This is a genomic window from Allosphingosinicella sp., from assembly GCF_059502505.1.
This window is the reverse complement of record NZ_JCACEU010000016.1, coordinates 102,885-118,341: the sequence shown is the minus strand read 5'-3', so window position 1 is coordinate 118,341 and position 15,457 is coordinate 102,885. Positions and strand designations below refer to the sequence as shown.

Genomic DNA, 15,457 nt, shown 5'->3' with positions numbered 1-15,457 from the left:
GGAATCAAGCCTCCCCCGTGGCTCGTTCTTTACCACACTAACCTGTATGTAGGCAAAACAGCCCCACCTTCAACGGCTTCGCAGGAACCGCAGCGCGAGCGGCGGGTTGACGGTGGAACAGACCGTTACGCAAGAGATTCATTCATGGCCACCGAGCTCCGCCCCTCCGACATGTCGGCGGGGGCGCCGCAATTCCTCTCCGACAGCTTTCAGCGCGCCCTCGCCCACTGGAATCATGAGCGGCTCGCACCCGCTTTCCCCCATGCCGACTGGCAGAAGGATCTGGAACGAGATCTGCGGATGCAGCGCCTGGAGGGCGGCTTCATCGAGGAGCTGCGCACCGAAATCGCCGACGAGGCCGCCACCGCACCCACGAATGTCGACGGCTTCATAGCCTGGTTCGAGGCGCTCAAGGAGGTCGGTCCCGGTCAGGGCGATCCGCTTTTCCCGTGGATCGCGGAGCAGGCCACGCTGGACGAGATGCGCTGGTTCCTGGAGCAGGAGGCCGCCGGCGAAGCGGGCTTCGACGATCTCGTCGCGATGACGCAGGTGAAGTTCCCGACGCAGGCGAAGCTGGAGCTTGCCCGCAATTATTGGGACGAGATGGGCCGCGGCACCGCCAAGGGCATGCACGGTCCGATGCTCGATGCGCTGGTGGAGACGCTTGGGGCTCAACCGCGGATCGAAGCCACGGCGTGGGAAAGCCTGGCACTCGCCAATGCGATGACGGCGATGGCGACGACCCGGCGCTATGCGTGGCACTCGGTCGGGGCGCTCGGAGCGATCGAACTGACCGCGCCGGATCGCGCCGCCGCCACCGCGGAGGGGCTTCGCCGGCTTGGCATGTCGGGCAAGGAGCGGCTCTATTTCGCGCTCCATTCGACGCTCGACATCAAGCATAGCGAAGACTGGAACCGGGAAGCGCTGCGCCCGCTGGTCGAGGAGGATCCGCGCCGAGCGACCGCGATCGCCGAGGGCGCGCTGATCCGCCTCAAATGCGGCGCGCGCTGCTTCGAGCGCTATCGCGCGGAGCTGTGGCGCAAGCCCTAGCCCGAGCTTTCCTGCTGCGGCAGGGGCATCGCCCTCAGCGCCCGTGCGACGGCGGCGAGATTGCGGGCTGCGTTGCGGCCGGTGCGGTCGGACCATTCATGGCCTTCGTCCGTGTCGCGGTAATCGGGACCCGGGCCGGGGCCGAGATGCCAATAGGTCCAGCTCTGCGGCGGGATGGTGAAGCCGATGTCGATCAGCGGCTGGCTGACGCAGGCGACGATGTGGTGGGCGCCGTCCTCATTCCCCGTGATGACGACGCCGCCCACTTTGTCGAAGGCGATCGGACGCCCGTCCTCCTTCATCTCCGAGAGCATCGCATCCATCCGCTCGAGCGCGCGCTGGCAGACGCTGGAATGCTGGCCCAGCCAGGTGGGGGTGGCCATGACGAGGATGTCGGCGGCCAGGATCTTCTCGCGGATGAAGGGCCAGTCGTCGCCCTCCCCCTCGTCCGATTTGACGCCGGGCTTCACATTGTAGTCGACCAGGCGGACGATCTCGCTCGTCACCCCCTCCTGCTCGAACTGGCGGACCAGCACCTGGCAGAGCGCCTCCGTGTTGGACGGAGCGGGCGAGGCCTTGAGGGTGCAGCTCAGGAACAGGGCTTTCATCGGCATCTCCCGCATGGTGGCGCCGACGCCTTAGGCAACCTATCTTGTGAGGACCAGCCAAGGAGACGCACCGTGACCGACATCCGCGAAAGCCGCACCTCCGCTTCGGGCTATGACGTCGCGCCGCTGAGCATCGTCGAGCGCGACCGCCTGGCGGCCGACCTCACTCCAGAGGAGCGCGACGTGCTGCTCGACCACGGCACCGAGCGCGCCTTCTGCGGCACCCTGCTCAACAACAAGAGCCATGGCGTCTATGCCTGCCGCCTCTGCGGCCTGCCGCTCTTCAAGTCGGGCGCGAAGTTCGAATCCGGCACCGGCTGGCCGAGCTTCACCGAACCCTATGATCCCGATCACATCAGCGAGATCGAGGACCGGAAATACGGCATGGTCCGCACCGAGATTCGCTGCGCGCGGTGCGACAGCCATCTCGGCCATGTCTTCCCGGACGGCCCCGCGCCGACCTTCCAGCGTTACTGCCTGAATTCGGTGGCCATGGAGTTCTACGACACCGAAGCCGACATCCCGCAGCGCTGAGACGTCACGCCTCAATGTCGCGCCGGCGGGTCTCCGGCAGGAACAGCAGGCCCACCACGACCGTGATCGCGGCCACGACGATCGGATACCAGAGGCCGTAATAGATGTCGCCGGTGGCGGCGACCATTGCGAAGGCGGTGGTCGGCAGGAAGCCGCCGAACCAGCCGTTGCCGATATGATAAGGCAACGACATTGAGGTGTAGCGGATGCGTGCCGGGAACAGCTCGACCAGCAAGGCCGCGATCGGTCCGTAGACCATCGTCACATAGAGGACGAGGATCGTCAGGATCAGGATCACGAGCGGCTTGTTGATGCGTGCAGGGTCCGCCTTGTCCGGATAGTTGACTGCCTTTAAGGCAGCATTGGCTTCGGCCTGGAAGGTCTTGATCGCATCCGCTCGTGCGAAACCGCTAGCGGTGGCCGGATCAACCGCGGGAATGATCGTGTTGCCGATTCGAAGTTGGGCGAGCGTCCCGGGAGCTGCTTCCACATTCGTGTAGCTGATGCCCGCCTTCGACAAAAAGGATTTGGCGATATCGCATGAGCGCGCGTCGAACCTGTTCCGGCCGATCGGGTCGAACTGGACCGAGCAGTCTTCAGGATCCGCGATCACGCTCACCGGCGCGCTCGCTTGCGCCGCATGAAGCTCCGGATTGGCCGCCTTGGACAATGCGTCGAAGAGCGGAAAGTAGGTGAGGGCGGCGAGAGCGCAGCCGGCCAGGATGATCGGTTTGCGACCGATCCGGTCGGACAGCCAGCCGAACAGGATGAAGAACGGCATGCCGATCGCCAGCGCGGCGGCGATCATGACATTGGTGGTAACTGCATCCACCTTCATCATCTTCTCGAGGAAGAACAGCGAATAGAACTGGCCAGTGTACCAGACCACGGCCTGCCCCGCGATCGCGCCGAACAAGGCGATCACGACGAGCTTCAGGTTCGACCACTTGCCGAATGCCTCGGTGAGGGGCGCCTTCGTCGTCGTGCCCTCCTCTTTCATCTTCCGGAAGACCGGACTCTCGTCGAGCTGCATGCGGATCCACAGCGACACGGCCAGCAGCAGGATTGAGCTGAGAAACGGAATTCTCCAGCCCCAGTCGGCGAAGGCCTCCTCGCCAAGCGCCGTGCGGATGCCGATCACCACCAGCAAGGCGGCGAACAGGCCGAGCGTCGCCGTCGTCTGGAGGAAGCTCGTATAGAGGCCGCGCTTTCCGTTCGGCGCGTGCTCCGCGACATAGGTTGCAGCACCGCCATATTCGCCGCCTACCGCCAGCCCCTGGAGCAGCCGCAGGAGCACGAGCAGGACAGGCGCCGCGACCCCGATCGTAGCGTAGCTCGGCAGCAGGCCGACCGCGAAAGTGGCGACGCCCATGATCCCCATCGTCACCAGGAACGTGTATTTGCGCCCGACGATATCGCCGATGCGCCCGAACAGGATGGCGCCGAAGGGCCGCACCGCGAAGCCGGCCGCAAATGCCGCGAGCGCGAAAATGAAGCCTGTCGTCTCGTTCACGCCCGAGAAGAATTGCGCCGAAAGGATCGTGGCGAGCAGTCCGTAGAGGTAGAAATCGTACCACTCGAACACCGTGCCGATCGATGAGGCGGCGATGACCAGCTTCTCGCTCTGGCCTCGAGGAGATTCAGGTCGTCCGTTCTGTTCGATGGTGGCCATCTGTCCCCCGCTTCGTCCTCGCTTGATCCAGATCAGCTAAGTCGCCCCGCCGCAACACACATTTCGTTTGAACCGCCCCTCAGGCTGTGACAGCTTTGCTACAACATGGGGGAATGCGATTGCTCGACCATCGCGTGAAGTCGAAAGGCGCCGAGCGGTTCCGGACAGGCTTGGCAGGCGTCCTTCTCCTGTTCCTCCTTGGCGTTCAGCCCGCTGTTGCGCAGACGGCAACAAAGGCGCGACCTGCCGCATCCGCCTGGCCGCGGGACGATGGCCAATGGGCCATGCCCGCCAAGGATTATGCGAGCACGCGCTACTCCTCCCTGACGCAGATCAACCGCGCGAACGTCCGCAATCTCGGCCTCGCCTTCACCTTCTCGACGGGTATTGCGAAGGGGCATGAGGCGGCGCCATTGGTGGTGGGCGGGACGATGTATATCGTCACCCCCTTCCCCAACATCGTCTACGCGCTCGACCTGACGAAGCCGGGTGCGCCGACCAAGTGGACGTACAAGCCCAAGCCGCTGTCGGCGGCGCAGGGCGTCGCCTGCTGCGACGTCGTCAACCGGGGCGCCGCCTATGCGAGCGGGCGCATCTTCTTCAACACGCTGGACGGCCGGACCATCGCGCTCGACGCGAACAGCGGGCGCCGCATCTGGGAGACCAAGCTCGGCGACATCAACAAGGGCGAGACCATCACGATGGCGCCGCTGGTGGCGGACGGGAAGGTGCTGGTCGGCAATTCCGGCGGCGAGATGGGCGTTCGCGGCTGGATCACGGCCCTCGACGCAGGCTCCGGCCGGATCGCCTGGAAGGCGTTCAACACGGGTCCGGACAAGGACGTGCTGATCGGGCCCGGCTTCAAGCCCTTTTACGCGATGGATCGCGGCAAGGATCTCGGCGTCAAGAGCTGGCCGCCGGGTGCCTGGAAGATGGGCGGCGGCACGGTCTGGGGCTGGATCAGCTACGATCCGAAGCTTCAGCTCATCTATTACGGCACGTCCAATCCCGGCCCCTGGAACCCGGAGCAAAGGCCCGGCGACAACAAGTGGACCGCCGGAGTGTTCGCGCGCGACGTGCGTACGGGCCAAGCGCGCTGGTTCTACCAATCCTCGCCGCATGACCTTTACGACCATGACGACATCAACGAGCAGATCCTGCTCGACATGCCGGTGAACGGACGAATGCGGGCGGTGATGGTTCGCCCGGGCCGCAACGGCTACATGTATGTCCAGGACCGGGCGACCGGACAGGTGCTCTCGGCCGACCCCTACAGCTTCATCAACAGCGCCAAGGGCGTGGACCTCAAAACGGGGCGGTTGATTCCGGTCAAGGAGAAGGAGCCCAAGGTCGGCCGTGTGATCCGCGGCGTCTGCCCGGCCTCGCCAGGCGCCAAGGACTGGAACCCCTCCGCATTCAGCCCCCGCACCGGCCTCCTCTACGTGCCGCACATCAACCTGTGCCAGGACATGGGCGCGATGGAGGCCAACTACATCTCCGGCACGCCTTATATCGGCATGGACGTGAAGATGTATGCGGGGCCGGGCGGCAATCGCGGCGTCTTCACCGCCTGGGACCCGGTGCGCCGCCGCGCCGCCTGGCGGATCAAGGAGGATCTGCCCTTGTGGAGCGGCGCCCTCGCGACGGCGGGCGACGTGGTTTTCTACGGCACCATGGACGGCTGGTTCAAAGCGATCGACGCGACCAACGGCAAGCTGCTGTGGCGGTTCAAGGCGGGCTCCGGGATCATTGGCCAGCCGATCAGCTACCGCGTCGGCAATCGCCAATATATCGCCGTGCTGGCCGGCGTCGGCGGCTGGGCGGGAGCGATCGTCGCCAACAACCTCGACCCGCGCGACCCGACCGGCGCGTTGGGCTTCGTCAACGCGACGCGCGACCTGCCGCAGAAGACCACGGCCGGAGGGATGCTCTATGTCTTCGCGCTTCCCACTCGCTAGCCTCGCCCTAATCGCGCTCGCCCTGGCCGGCTGCGACCGGGAGGAGCGGGAATCGCGCGGCAAGCCGCTGCCGGAGACGGCGCCGGGCAGCTCCGTCACCAGCACCCTCTATGCCGGCGCGCCGGTGCCGGGGCGGCCGGACCCGCGCTCGGCGGAATATGAGAACAACGCCTTTCACATTGCGCAGGGGCAGCGGCTGTTCAGCTGGATGAACTGCGTCGGCTGCCACGCCCATGGCGGCGGCGGCATGGGCCCGCCGCTGATGGACGACCAGTGGCGCTATGGCGGCGAGATGCCGCAGATCGTCTCCACGGTGATCGAGGGGCGGCCGAACGGCATGCCCTCCTTCCGCGGCAAGGTGACGGAGCAGCAGGCCTGGCAGCTCGCCGCCTTCGTCCGCTCGCTCTCGGCCCAGCCGCGCCAGGATGCGCTGCCCGCGCGCGCCGACGAGATGAGCAACACCGAGCCCCTGACGCTACAGGAGCGGCAGCCGGTGCGGGATTCGTCCGCTGCTGCCGTCCAGGGCACCAGTCAGTGAGACGCGCGGGGGCCGCGCTCCTCTTCATCTTTCTCGCCGGCTGCGACGGTGTTCAGTCGGTGATGGGCGGCGACGGGGTCCACGGCCGCGATTTCGCGATCCTGTTCCAGATTTTCCTCGTCGTCTGCGGCATCTTCTACCTGCTGGTGATCGGCTTCCTCGTCGCTGCCATCTTCCGCGGCCGCGGCAGGAGGCAGGACGGCTTGCCGGACGAAGGGAAGAGCCGCGACGGCGCGCTCGGCACCGCGCTGGCCGGGTGGATGATCCTGGTCGTGTCGGGCCTGTTCGGACTGACGCTCGCGAGCTTCCTCACCGACCGCAGCTGGGGCCGCGCGGCGCCGGACAAGGCGATCCAGATCGAGCTCACCGCCAATCAATGGTGGTGGGACGTGACCTATCAGGACGCAATCCCCGGCAATATCGTCCGCACCGCCAACGAGCTCCACCTGCCGGCGGGCGTGCCGGTGCATATCACGCTCAAGTCGAACGACGTGATCCACAGCTTCTGGGTGCCGAACCTCGCCGGCAAGCAGGACCTGATCCCGGGCCGCGTGACCGACATCCTTCTGCTGCCCACCGAGGAGGGCGTGTTCCGGGGCGAATGCGCCGAATATTGCGGCACCCAGCATGCCCATATGGCGCTCGACGTGACCGTGGAGAGCCCGGCCGAGTTCCAGGCGTGGCGCAGGGCGCAGCTGGCGCCGCCGCCCGAACCGACGACCCCCCTCACCCTCGCCGGATACAATTACGTGACCGGCCGCGAATGCAGCGTCTGCCACAACATCACCGGCACGCCCGCCAGCGGCCAGATCGCGCCTGATCTAACTCATATCGCCAGCCGCCGCTCGATCGGCGCCGGGACGTTCCCCATGAGCCGCGGCCATCTCTACGCCTGGATCGCCGATCCGCAGGGCGCCAAGCCCGGCAATTACATGCCTTATATCGGCCTTGAGCCACAGGAGCTGCACGCGATCGTCGCCTATCTGGAGACGCTGAAATGACCGTGCTCTCCGGCCAGGAGCTGCCGCGCGACGGCGAGCTGCTGTGCGGCGAGCAGCTGCATGCCCGGCTCCATCGCACCTGGAAGCGGGAGCCCGGCTTCTGGGGCTGGCTGACCACGGTCGACCACAAGGATATCGGCCGGCGCTACATCGTCACGGCGATGATCTTCCTGGTGCTGGGCGGCGCGCTCGCCATGGCGATGCGGCTGCAGCTGGCGCGGCCAGAAAGCGGGCTGATCAGCCCAGACCGCTACAACCAGATCTTCACCATGCACGGCACGACGATGATGTTCCTCTTCGCCGTGCCGGTGATGGAAGCGTTCGCCGTCTATTTCGTGCCGCTGATGGTGGGCACCCGCAACATCGCCTTCCCGCGCCTCAACGCCTTCAGCTACTGGACCTATCTCGCCGGCGCGCTGCTACTGTGGGTGTCGTTCGTCCTCAACGTCGGTCCGGACGCGGGCTGGTTCACCTACGTGCCGCTTTCCGGCCCCGAATTCTCGCCGGGCAAGCGCACCGACATCTGGGCGCAGATGGTGACCTTCACCGAAATCGCGGCGCTCGCCGTAGCGGTCGAGCTCGTTGCCACGATCCTGAAGCTGCGGGCGCCCGGGATGAGCCTCAGCCGAATGCCGCTCTACATCTGGGCGATCCTCGTTACGTCGATCATGATCATCCTGTCGATGCCGGCGGTCGCGCTCGCCTCCAGCTTCCTGATCTCGGACCGGCTCGTCGGCACGCATTTCTATAATCCGTTCGAGCATGGCGACGCGCTGCTCTGGCAGCACCTATTCTGGTTCTTCGCCCATCCGGAGGTCTACATCATCTTCCTGCCGGCGACCGGCTTCGTCAGCCAGATCGTCGAGACCTTCTGTCGGCGGCCGGTATTCGGCTATCCGGTGATGGTGCTGGCGCTGATCGGCACCGGCCTGCTCGCCTTCGGGGTCTGGGTCCACCACATGTTCGCGACTGGCCTGCCGCGGCTCGGCTATTCATTCTACACCGCCGCCACGATGGCGGTGGCCATTCCCGCATCCATCCAGATCTTCTGCTGGATCGCGACCATGTGGGACGGGCGGCCGCGATTTGCGACGCCGCTCCTTTACGTCGTCGCCTTCATCGTCACGTTCGTGATCGGCGGCCTTTCCGGCGTCATGATCGCCAGCGTGCCGCTCGACCTCCAGCTCCACGACACCTATTTCATCGTCGCCCATTTCCATTACGTGCTGATCGGCGGAGCGGTGTTCCCGCTGCTCGGCGTCATCCATTATTGGTTTCCGAAGATCACTGGGCGGATGATGTCGGAAGGCCTCGGCAAGACCGCCTTCTGGCTGCTGTTCGGCGGCTTCAACCTCGCCTTCTTCCCGATGCACATCACCGGCATGATCGGGATGCCGCGGCGGGTCTACACCTATCCGGCCGGGATGGGCTGGGAGGGGCTGAACCTGCTTTCCAGCGCTGGCGCAGCCGTGCTTGCGCTGGGCGGCATCCTGTTCCTCGCCAACGTCTTCGTATCGCTTCGCCGCGGCAAAGTGGCGGGCGCGAACCCCTGGGATTCGGCAAGCCTCGAGTGGGCGACCAGCTCGCCGCCGCCGCCCTATAATTTCCCGCACATCCCGCTCGTCGCCGGCCGCACCCCGTTGTGGGACGATCGCGAGCGTTTGCCCGTGATGACGGGGCTGCGCGTCGACGACCGCGAACAATTGCTGACCACCGTCATCGATGCCACGCCCGACGTGCGCGAACCGTCGGCCGCGCCGACGATCTGGCCCTTCGTCGCCGCGGTCGTGACCGCGGCGATGCTCATCTCCTCGATCTTCACACCCTGGGCGGTGGCGATCGGGGCGGTGCCGATCGCGGTCGCGCTGATCGCCTGGTTCTGGCCGAAAGAGAGTAGCCTTCAGCCCGAGCCGGTAATCGACTGATGCTGCGGGAGCCGCTTTTTTCGGGCGACCTGGCCAAGCTGCCGACCCATGCGTTCGGGCATCGCAGCCTCACCTGGTGGGGCGTCGTCGCCTTCTTCCTGATCGAAGGCGCCGCCTTCGCTTTGACCTTCGCCTCCTATTTCTTCCTGATGAACCAGGAGCAGGGCTGGCCGCCCGAGCCGGTCGACCCGCCGGGCCTCCTCGCCGGAACCTTGTTCACCTTGATCATCCTGCTGAGCGAGATCCCGAACACGATGTTGAAGCGCGCGGCGGAAAAGGGCGAGATCCGCAAGGTGCGGACCGGGCTGCTGATCATCGTCGGCATCGGGGTGCTGCTGATGGTGCTGCGCGGCTTCGAGTTCGCCTCGCTCAACGTCTGGTGGACCGACAATGCCTATGGCTCAATCCTTTGGGCGCTACTGCTCCTGCACCTCGTTCATTTCCTCACCGACTGGGTCGACACCGCGGTGCTGGCGGCCTTGATGTTCACCAAGCATGGTTTCGAGGGGCGCCGGTTCGTCGATGTCGCCGAGAACGCCATGTATTGGCGCTTCGTGTGGCTGCTCTGGCTGCCCATCTACCTGATGATCTACTGGCTGCCGCGGTGGGTGGCATGATCGAGCGCCGCAAAGCGATCGAGCTGATGCTGCCCTGGGCCGGGATCATCGGCGCGGCCACGGGATGGTTCCTGACCCAGCAGATCGGATCGAACCTCGTCCAGGACCGCTGCGATCTCGGCGAGTGGTGGGTCGTCGGCCTGCTCGGTCTGCTCGGTCTCGGCCTGGCTTTGGGTGGGGCGCTTCTGGCGCTCAAGGTGTGGCGCCGCGCCGAGACCGAAAGCGAGGCGCGCCGCTTCCTCGCGCTGCTCAGCGCAATGCTCGGCGCGCTGCTCTCGATCGCGATCCTGTTCCAGACCGCGGCGGGCTTCATCATCCCGCAATGCCTCGCATGAAGGGCCTCGCCGCCCTCGCCCTTCTCGTGGCCGCGGCCCCGGCGGCGGCGCATGTCGGGCCGCATGAAGAGACCTCGAGCTGGACCTTCGACCTCTGGGTGACCGGTCCGCTGCTTCTCGGCGTCCTCCTCTATGCGCTCGGTTTTTCGCGGCTCTGGCGACGCTCCGACCTCGGGCGCCCGGCTCTGAGGAAGGACGGGCTGCTGTTCGCCGCCGGCTGGCTGACGCTCGCCGCGGCCCTTGTCTCGCCACTGCACGAGGCGGGCGAGCGCTCCTTCACCATGCACATGATCGAGCATGAGGTGATCATGCTGCCGGCAGCCCTGCTGCTGGTCCTCTCAAGGCCCGGCGCGGCGATGCTCTGGGCATTCCCGCCCACGCAGCGCCAGGCGCTCGCCGGCATCGGCCGCGCCGGCTGGGCGACGGCCGCGTGGCGCTCCCTCACCAACCCGTTCATCGCCACCGCGCTGCAAGGCCTGGCCATCTGGCTGTGGCACGTCCCGTCGCTGTTCGACCGGGCGCTGGCGAGCAATGGCTGGCACATCGCCCAGCATCTCTCCTTCGTGATCACCGCCCTCCTCTTCTGGTGGGCGATGGCGCACGGCCGCGCCGGCCGTCAGGGCTTCGGAGTCTCGGCGCTGTGCCTCTTCCTGACCTCCATGATTGGCGGCGCGCTGGGCGCGCTGATGGCGCTCTCCTCGAGCCCCTGGTACGCAGGCTATGCCGCGATGGGGATGACGCCGATCGGCCTCACGCCGGTCGAGGACCAACAGCTTGCCGGCCTGCTGATGTGGATACCGGGCGGCTTCTTCCACGCCGCAGCGGCGATCTATTTCTTCTACAAATGGCTGAAGGCCGGCGAGGAGCGCCATGCGGTCGCGGCGGAATAAGACGATGATCTGGCCCCTGGCGGCCCTCGGGCTCACTCTTGCCGCGGGCACGGCCGTGTTCGCCGAATATCGCTATGAGAAGCACGACCTTCAGGAGCGGGCGGAGGCGATCACTGGCGGCAATGTCGCGCGCGGCAAGCTCGCCTTCGGCCGCTACGGCTGCGGCGGATGCCATACGATTAGCGGGGTGCCGCAGGCGAGCGGCCTGGTCGGCCCGCCGCTCAGCGGCGTCGGCGCCCGCGCCATCATCGGCGGCCGGCTCGAGAACAAGCCATCCAACCTGATGCTGTGGATTTCCGAGCCGCAGAAGGTCGCACCGGGGACCGCGATGCCCGACCTCGACGTCACGCCCGCCGATGCACGGGACATTGCCGCCTTCCTCTATACGAACAGCTGATGCACCCCCTCCTCGCCCTCCTGCTGACCGGCACCATCTACGTCTCCAACGAAGAGGCTAATGTCGTCCATGTGATCGACGTAGACACGATGAAGGAGCGGGCACCGATCAGGATCGGCAACGGTCCGCGCGGGATGGTCCTGTCGCTCGACGGGCGCAGCCTGCTGGTGGCGGTGAGCAAGGACAATCGAGTCGCCATGGTGGACGTCGCCACCGGCACGATCACCGGTCACATTCCTTCTGGTCCCGACCCGGAGACCTTCGCCGTCTCGCCCGACGGCAAGCGCCTCTACGCGGCTAACGAGGACGACAATCTGCTGTCCGTGGTCGACCTGGAGGGGCGCAGGATCATCGAGGAAATTCAGGTCGGCGGCGAACCGGAAGGCACCGCCGTCAGCCCCGACGGCAAACTGGTCGTCCAGACTTCCGAGAGCGCCAGCATGGCCCATGTCGTCGATGCCGCGACCGGCGAGGTGATCGACAATCTGCTGGTGGATACGCGGCCGCGCTACGTCGCCTTCACGCCGGACGGGAAGCAATTCTGGGTGTCGTCGGAGATCCGCGCCACCGTCACCATGTTCGACGCGGCGACGCGCAAGCCGCTCGGCAAGATCGACTTCCAGCCGCTCGGCAAGGACAACCCGCCCGATCGGATCGTGCAGCCTGTCGGCATCGCCTTCACCCAAGACGGCAGCCGCGCCTTCGTAGCGCTCGGCCGCGCAGGACTGGTGGCGGAGGTTGACCCGAAGCGCTTTACGCTCATCCGCACCTACCCGGTCGGCTGGCGCGCCTGGAACCTCGCGCTCTCGCCCGACGAGGCACGGCTCTACACCGCCAACGGCCTAACCGGCGACATGAGCGCCATCGATATCGTCGCCAACAAGCCGCTCGGCACGGTGAAGCTCGGCGGCAAGCCTTGGGGGATCGTCGCGGCGCCATGAGCTGGATGCTGATCGCCGCCGCCCTGGCTGCCGCGCAGCAGCCGCAGCGCGAGCTGCGCGTCTGCGCCGATCCCAACAACCTGCCCTTCTCCAACGCAGCCGGCGAAGGGTTCGAGAACAAGCTGGTCGAGCTGATCGCGAAGGATCTGGGCGCGAAGGTCAGCTATTCCTGGTGGGCGCAGCGGCGGGGCAACGTGCGCGAGACGCTCAACGAAGGTGCCTGCGACCTCATACCCGGGATCGGCAGCAGCCTGGAGATGCTCGGCACCAGCCGCCCTTATTACCGCTCGACCTATGTGGCGGTGACGCGCGCGGATCGGAGCCTCGACATCGCCTCGTTCGACGACCCGCGCCTGAAGGATCTCGCGATCGGCGTTCAGCTGATCGGCGATGACGGCTCCAACACACCGCCGGCCCATTCCCTCGCGCGGCGCGGCATCGTCGAAAACGTCCGCGGCTACATGATCTACGGCGACTATTCCCAGCCTGCGCCGCAGCAGGAGATCATGAAGGCCGTCGCGGCGGGCGAGCTAGACGTGGCTTTCGTCTGGGGACCCGTCGCCGGCTATTTCGCCGCCCGGCAGGACGTGCCCCTGCGCATCGTGCCGGTGACGCCGGCCTTCGACGGCCCGCAGCTGCCGATGATCTACGACGTCTCGATGGGGGTCCGCAAAGCTGACCTGCCGCTGCGGCGGGAGGTTGAGGACGTGCTGTCGCGCCGCAGCGGGGAGGTACGCAAGCTGCTCGAAAGCTACGGCGTTCCCCTTGCGGAATAGCCGGTGCCGCGCTTGAAGCGGCGAATGAGACAGGCGACAGGCGAGATCGAATTTGCCAGCCCCGGCGCTGGGCTTCACGAGGTAACGGACGCCGTCAGAGACTGGGTAGAGGCTCAGCAGCTTGGCGAAGGGCTGCTGACCATCTTCTGCCGCCACACGTCAGCCTCCCTGCTGATCCAGGAAAATGCGGCGCCGGCCGCGCGGCGCGACCTTGAAGCCTATTTCGCCCGGATCGCGCCGGAAGATCCCGCCGCGTACGAACATGATGACGAAGGCCCCGACGACATGCCGGCGCACCTCCGCGCGGCGCTGACCCAGGTGCAGCTCTCGATACCGCTGATCGGCGGCCGGCTCGCGCTCGGCACCTGGCAGGGCATCTACTTGTTCGAGCATCGCCGCCGGCCCCACCGGCGCAGCCTCGCGCTCCACCTGATCGGCGATTGAGCGCATGAGCCTGGAGAGCGTCCGCGCCTGGCTGGCGGAGCATGCGCCGGACCTGCCGATCATCGAGACGAGCGAAAGCACCGCCACGGTGGCCGAGGCGGCGGAAGCGCTCGGCGTCGAGCCGGGGCGGATCGCCAAGACGCTCGCGCTTCGAATCAACGGCACGGTCGTGCTGCTGGTGACCCGCGGCGATGCGCGACTGGACAATATCAAGACCAAGGCCGAGTTCGGCGGCCGGCCGCGCATGCTGGATGCCGAGGAGACGCTGGCGGTTACCGGCCATGCCGTCGGCGGCGTCTGCCCGTTCGGACTGGCGACGGCGCTGCCCGTCTATTGCGACCGCTCGCTGCTGGCGTTCGACATCGTCTATCCAGCCGCCGGATCTCTCAACAGCTCGGTGCGAGTGGCCCCGGAGCGGCTGGCGGCTTTGGTCTCGAGCGGCTGGGTCGACGTCTGCCGCTGAGCCGCAGGATCGGTCAGAGGCGAGCGGTGGCGAGCCAGTCCGGTACGCTTTCGTCTTGCATGAAGGTGTCGACGTCCTTGCGCTCCCGGATGACGGCCCAGTCGTCTCCGTTGATCAAGACTTCCGGCGTCAGCGGGCGCGAATTGTAGGTGTTGCCCATGGTCGCCGCGTAAGCGCCGGCGGTGCGGATGATCATCAGATCGCCCGCTTCGACGCGCTCCAAGGGCCGCGCGACGGCAAAGGTGTCGCCGCTCTCGCAGACCGGACCCACGACGTCGGCGACCATCCGTTCGCCCTTGGGCGCGACAGGATCAATGCCGTGATAGGCGTCGTAGAGGGTCGGCCGCATCAGGTCGTTCATCGCTGAGTCGAGAATAACAAACGGATATTTTGGCCCTGATTTGACACGGATCACTTCGGTGAGGAGCACGCCGGCATCACCGACGATCAGCCTGCCCGGCTCGAAGATCAGCCGCACATTCCAGCCAGCGGTCGCCCGGGCGACCATCGCGCCATAATCCTCGGGGCTCGGCGGCAGCGGCGCTGACGGATCGTAGCGAACGCCGAGGCCGCCGCCGAGATCGGCGGTGCGGATGTCGTGGCCCTCCGCCCGTAGCTGGGCGATCATCGCACCGACCTTGCCGAACGCGGTCTCCAGTGGAGCGAGGCTGGTGATCTGGCTGCCGATATGGACGGCAAGGCCCCTGAGCTCGAGCCCGGCCAGATCGCGCACCCGGGCGCAGGCGGCGGGGGCGTCGCCGATGGGGATACCGAACTTGTTGTGCGCGGCCCCGGTGGTGATCTTGGCGTGACCGCCGGCCTCGACGTCGGGATTGACGCGGAAGGCCACCGGCGCCGTCCGCCCCATCGACAGCGCGACTTCCGAGAGCATCTCGGCTTCCGGCAGCGATTCAAGATTGAACTGGCAGAGCCCGCCTTCGAGGGCGAGACGCATCTCCGCTTCGGTCTTGCCGACGCCAGAGAAGACGATCTTGCCGGGGGCGATGCCAGCCGCCCGGGCGCGCCGGTATTCGCCGCCGGACACGACGTCGGCGCCCAGCCCTTCCGCGGCGAGCGTCGCCAGCACGGCCGCATTGGGGTTGGCCTTCACCGCATAGGCGATCAGCGGATCGCCAAGCGGCGACAGCGCCTCGCGCAGCACCCGCGCCTGGTGCCGCATCGCCGCGGTCGAATAGACGAAGACCGGCGTGCCGACCCGCTCGGCGATCAGCGGCAGCGGCACATCCTCGCAGTGGACGACCCCCTGGCGCAGGGGAAAGTGGCTCATCAACTTGCTCCCGATACCGT

At 66.6% G+C, this 15,457-nt stretch carries 17 protein-coding genes; 14 read left to right on the top strand and 3 right to left on the bottom strand.

Going from position 1 to position 15,457, the window contains the following annotated elements:
- The first annotated feature begins 144 nt into the window (after positions 1 to 144).
- Complete coding sequence (locus AC5JBD_RS08835) at positions 145 to 1,050, top strand: iron-containing redox enzyme family protein (protein WP_495721426.1); 906 nt, start codon at positions 145 to 147, stop codon at positions 1,048 to 1,050.
- Here AC5JBD_RS08835 and AC5JBD_RS08830 read toward each other — a convergent pair.
- Positions 1,047 to 1,658, bottom strand: coding sequence for a flavodoxin family protein (locus AC5JBD_RS08830; RefSeq protein WP_495721425.1), 612 nt, complete (start codon positions 1,656 to 1,658; stop codon positions 1,047 to 1,049). The two genes, AC5JBD_RS08835 and AC5JBD_RS08830, sit on opposite strands and share 4 nt — an antisense overlap.
- Before the next feature lie 126 nt (positions 1,659 to 1,784).
- Here AC5JBD_RS08830 and msrB point away from each other — a divergent pair, with 126 nt between their 5' ends.
- Positions 1,785 to 2,192, top strand: a complete 408-nt coding sequence (gene msrB / locus AC5JBD_RS08825; RefSeq protein WP_495721988.1) for a peptide-methionine (R)-S-oxide reductase MsrB — start codon at positions 1,785 to 1,787, stop codon at positions 2,190 to 2,192.
- Positions 2,193 to 2,196: 4 nt separating this feature from the next.
- Here the strand turns inward: msrB and AC5JBD_RS08820 are convergent, their stop codons facing one another.
- Positions 2,197 to 3,864: an MFS transporter gene (locus AC5JBD_RS08820; RefSeq protein ID WP_495721424.1), complete on the bottom strand. Its 1,668-nt coding sequence runs from the start codon at positions 3,862 to 3,864 to the stop codon at positions 2,197 to 2,199.
- 113 nt (positions 3,865 to 3,977) lie between these two features.
- On the opposite strand from AC5JBD_RS08820, the gene AC5JBD_RS08815 reads away from it, so the two are divergent.
- From AC5JBD_RS08815 to AC5JBD_RS08760, 12 genes are read left to right on the top strand one after another with little or no spacing between them, the layout of a single operon-like run.
- Positions 3,978 to 5,822 carry a methanol/ethanol family PQQ-dependent dehydrogenase gene (locus AC5JBD_RS08815; protein WP_495721423.1) on the top strand — a complete coding sequence of 615 codons (1,845 nt, stop codon included), beginning with the start codon at positions 3,978 to 3,980 and terminating at the stop codon, positions 5,820 to 5,822.
- Positions 5,797 to 6,360 (top strand): c-type cytochrome, encoded by a 564-nt coding sequence (locus tag AC5JBD_RS08810; protein ID WP_495721422.1) that lies wholly within the window; start codon positions 5,797 to 5,799, stop codon positions 6,358 to 6,360. Before AC5JBD_RS08815 ends, AC5JBD_RS08810 begins: the two co-directional genes overlap by 26 nt.
- On the top strand, positions 6,357 to 7,361 hold the full coding sequence (coxB, locus tag AC5JBD_RS08805) for a cytochrome c oxidase subunit II (protein ID WP_495721421.1): 1,005 nt from the start codon (positions 6,357 to 6,359) through the stop codon (positions 7,359 to 7,361). The genes AC5JBD_RS08810 and coxB overlap by 4 nt, the downstream gene beginning before the upstream one ends.
- Positions 7,358 to 9,286 carry a cytochrome c oxidase subunit I gene (gene ctaD, locus AC5JBD_RS08800; protein ID WP_495721420.1) on the top strand — a complete coding sequence of 643 codons (1,929 nt, stop codon included), beginning with the start codon at positions 7,358 to 7,360 and terminating at the stop codon, positions 9,284 to 9,286. The genes coxB and ctaD overlap by 4 nt, the downstream gene beginning before the upstream one ends.
- The gene (locus AC5JBD_RS08795; RefSeq protein WP_495721419.1) at positions 9,286 to 9,903 is read left to right on the top strand and encodes a cytochrome c oxidase subunit 3; all 618 of its coding nucleotides are present in this window, start codon (positions 9,286 to 9,288) and stop codon (positions 9,901 to 9,903) included. Before ctaD ends, AC5JBD_RS08795 begins: the two co-directional genes overlap by 1 nt.
- Entirely contained in the window at positions 9,900 to 10,238 is a 339-nt protein-coding gene (locus AC5JBD_RS08790; RefSeq protein WP_495721418.1) for a hypothetical protein, read from the top strand. Before AC5JBD_RS08795 ends, AC5JBD_RS08790 begins: the two co-directional genes overlap by 4 nt.
- Positions 10,226 to 11,128: a cytochrome c oxidase assembly protein gene (locus AC5JBD_RS08785; protein ID WP_495721417.1), complete on the top strand. Its 903-nt coding sequence runs from the start codon at positions 10,226 to 10,228 to the stop codon at positions 11,126 to 11,128. Before AC5JBD_RS08790 ends, AC5JBD_RS08785 begins: the two co-directional genes overlap by 13 nt.
- Before the next feature lie 4 nt (positions 11,129 to 11,132).
- Positions 11,133 to 11,525, top strand: a complete 393-nt coding sequence (locus AC5JBD_RS08780; RefSeq protein WP_495721416.1) for a c-type cytochrome — start codon at positions 11,133 to 11,135, stop codon at positions 11,523 to 11,525.
- Complete coding sequence (locus AC5JBD_RS08775) at positions 11,525 to 12,466, top strand: PQQ-dependent catabolism-associated beta-propeller protein (protein WP_495721415.1); 942 nt, start codon at positions 11,525 to 11,527, stop codon at positions 12,464 to 12,466. The genes AC5JBD_RS08780 and AC5JBD_RS08775 overlap by 1 nt, the downstream gene beginning before the upstream one ends.
- Positions 12,463 to 13,242 (top strand): substrate-binding domain-containing protein, encoded by a 780-nt coding sequence (locus AC5JBD_RS08770; RefSeq protein ID WP_495721414.1) that lies wholly within the window; start codon positions 12,463 to 12,465, stop codon positions 13,240 to 13,242. The genes AC5JBD_RS08775 and AC5JBD_RS08770 overlap by 4 nt, the downstream gene beginning before the upstream one ends.
- A 24-nt stretch (positions 13,243 to 13,266) precedes the next feature.
- A complete protein-coding gene (locus tag AC5JBD_RS08765; RefSeq protein ID WP_495721413.1) occupies positions 13,267 to 13,686 on the top strand; it encodes a secondary thiamine-phosphate synthase enzyme YjbQ in 420 nt (139 codons plus the stop codon).
- 4 nt (positions 13,687 to 13,690) lie between these two features.
- A complete protein-coding gene (locus AC5JBD_RS08760; RefSeq protein ID WP_495721412.1) occupies positions 13,691 to 14,149 on the top strand; it encodes a YbaK/EbsC family protein in 459 nt (152 codons plus the stop codon).
- Between the two features lie 13 nt (positions 14,150 to 14,162).
- Here the strand turns inward: AC5JBD_RS08760 and lysA are convergent, their stop codons facing one another.
- Positions 14,163 to 15,437, bottom strand: coding sequence for a diaminopimelate decarboxylase (gene lysA / locus AC5JBD_RS08755; protein WP_495721411.1), 1,275 nt, complete (start codon positions 15,435 to 15,437; stop codon positions 14,163 to 14,165).
- Between the last annotated feature and the right edge of the window lie 20 nt (positions 15,438 to 15,457).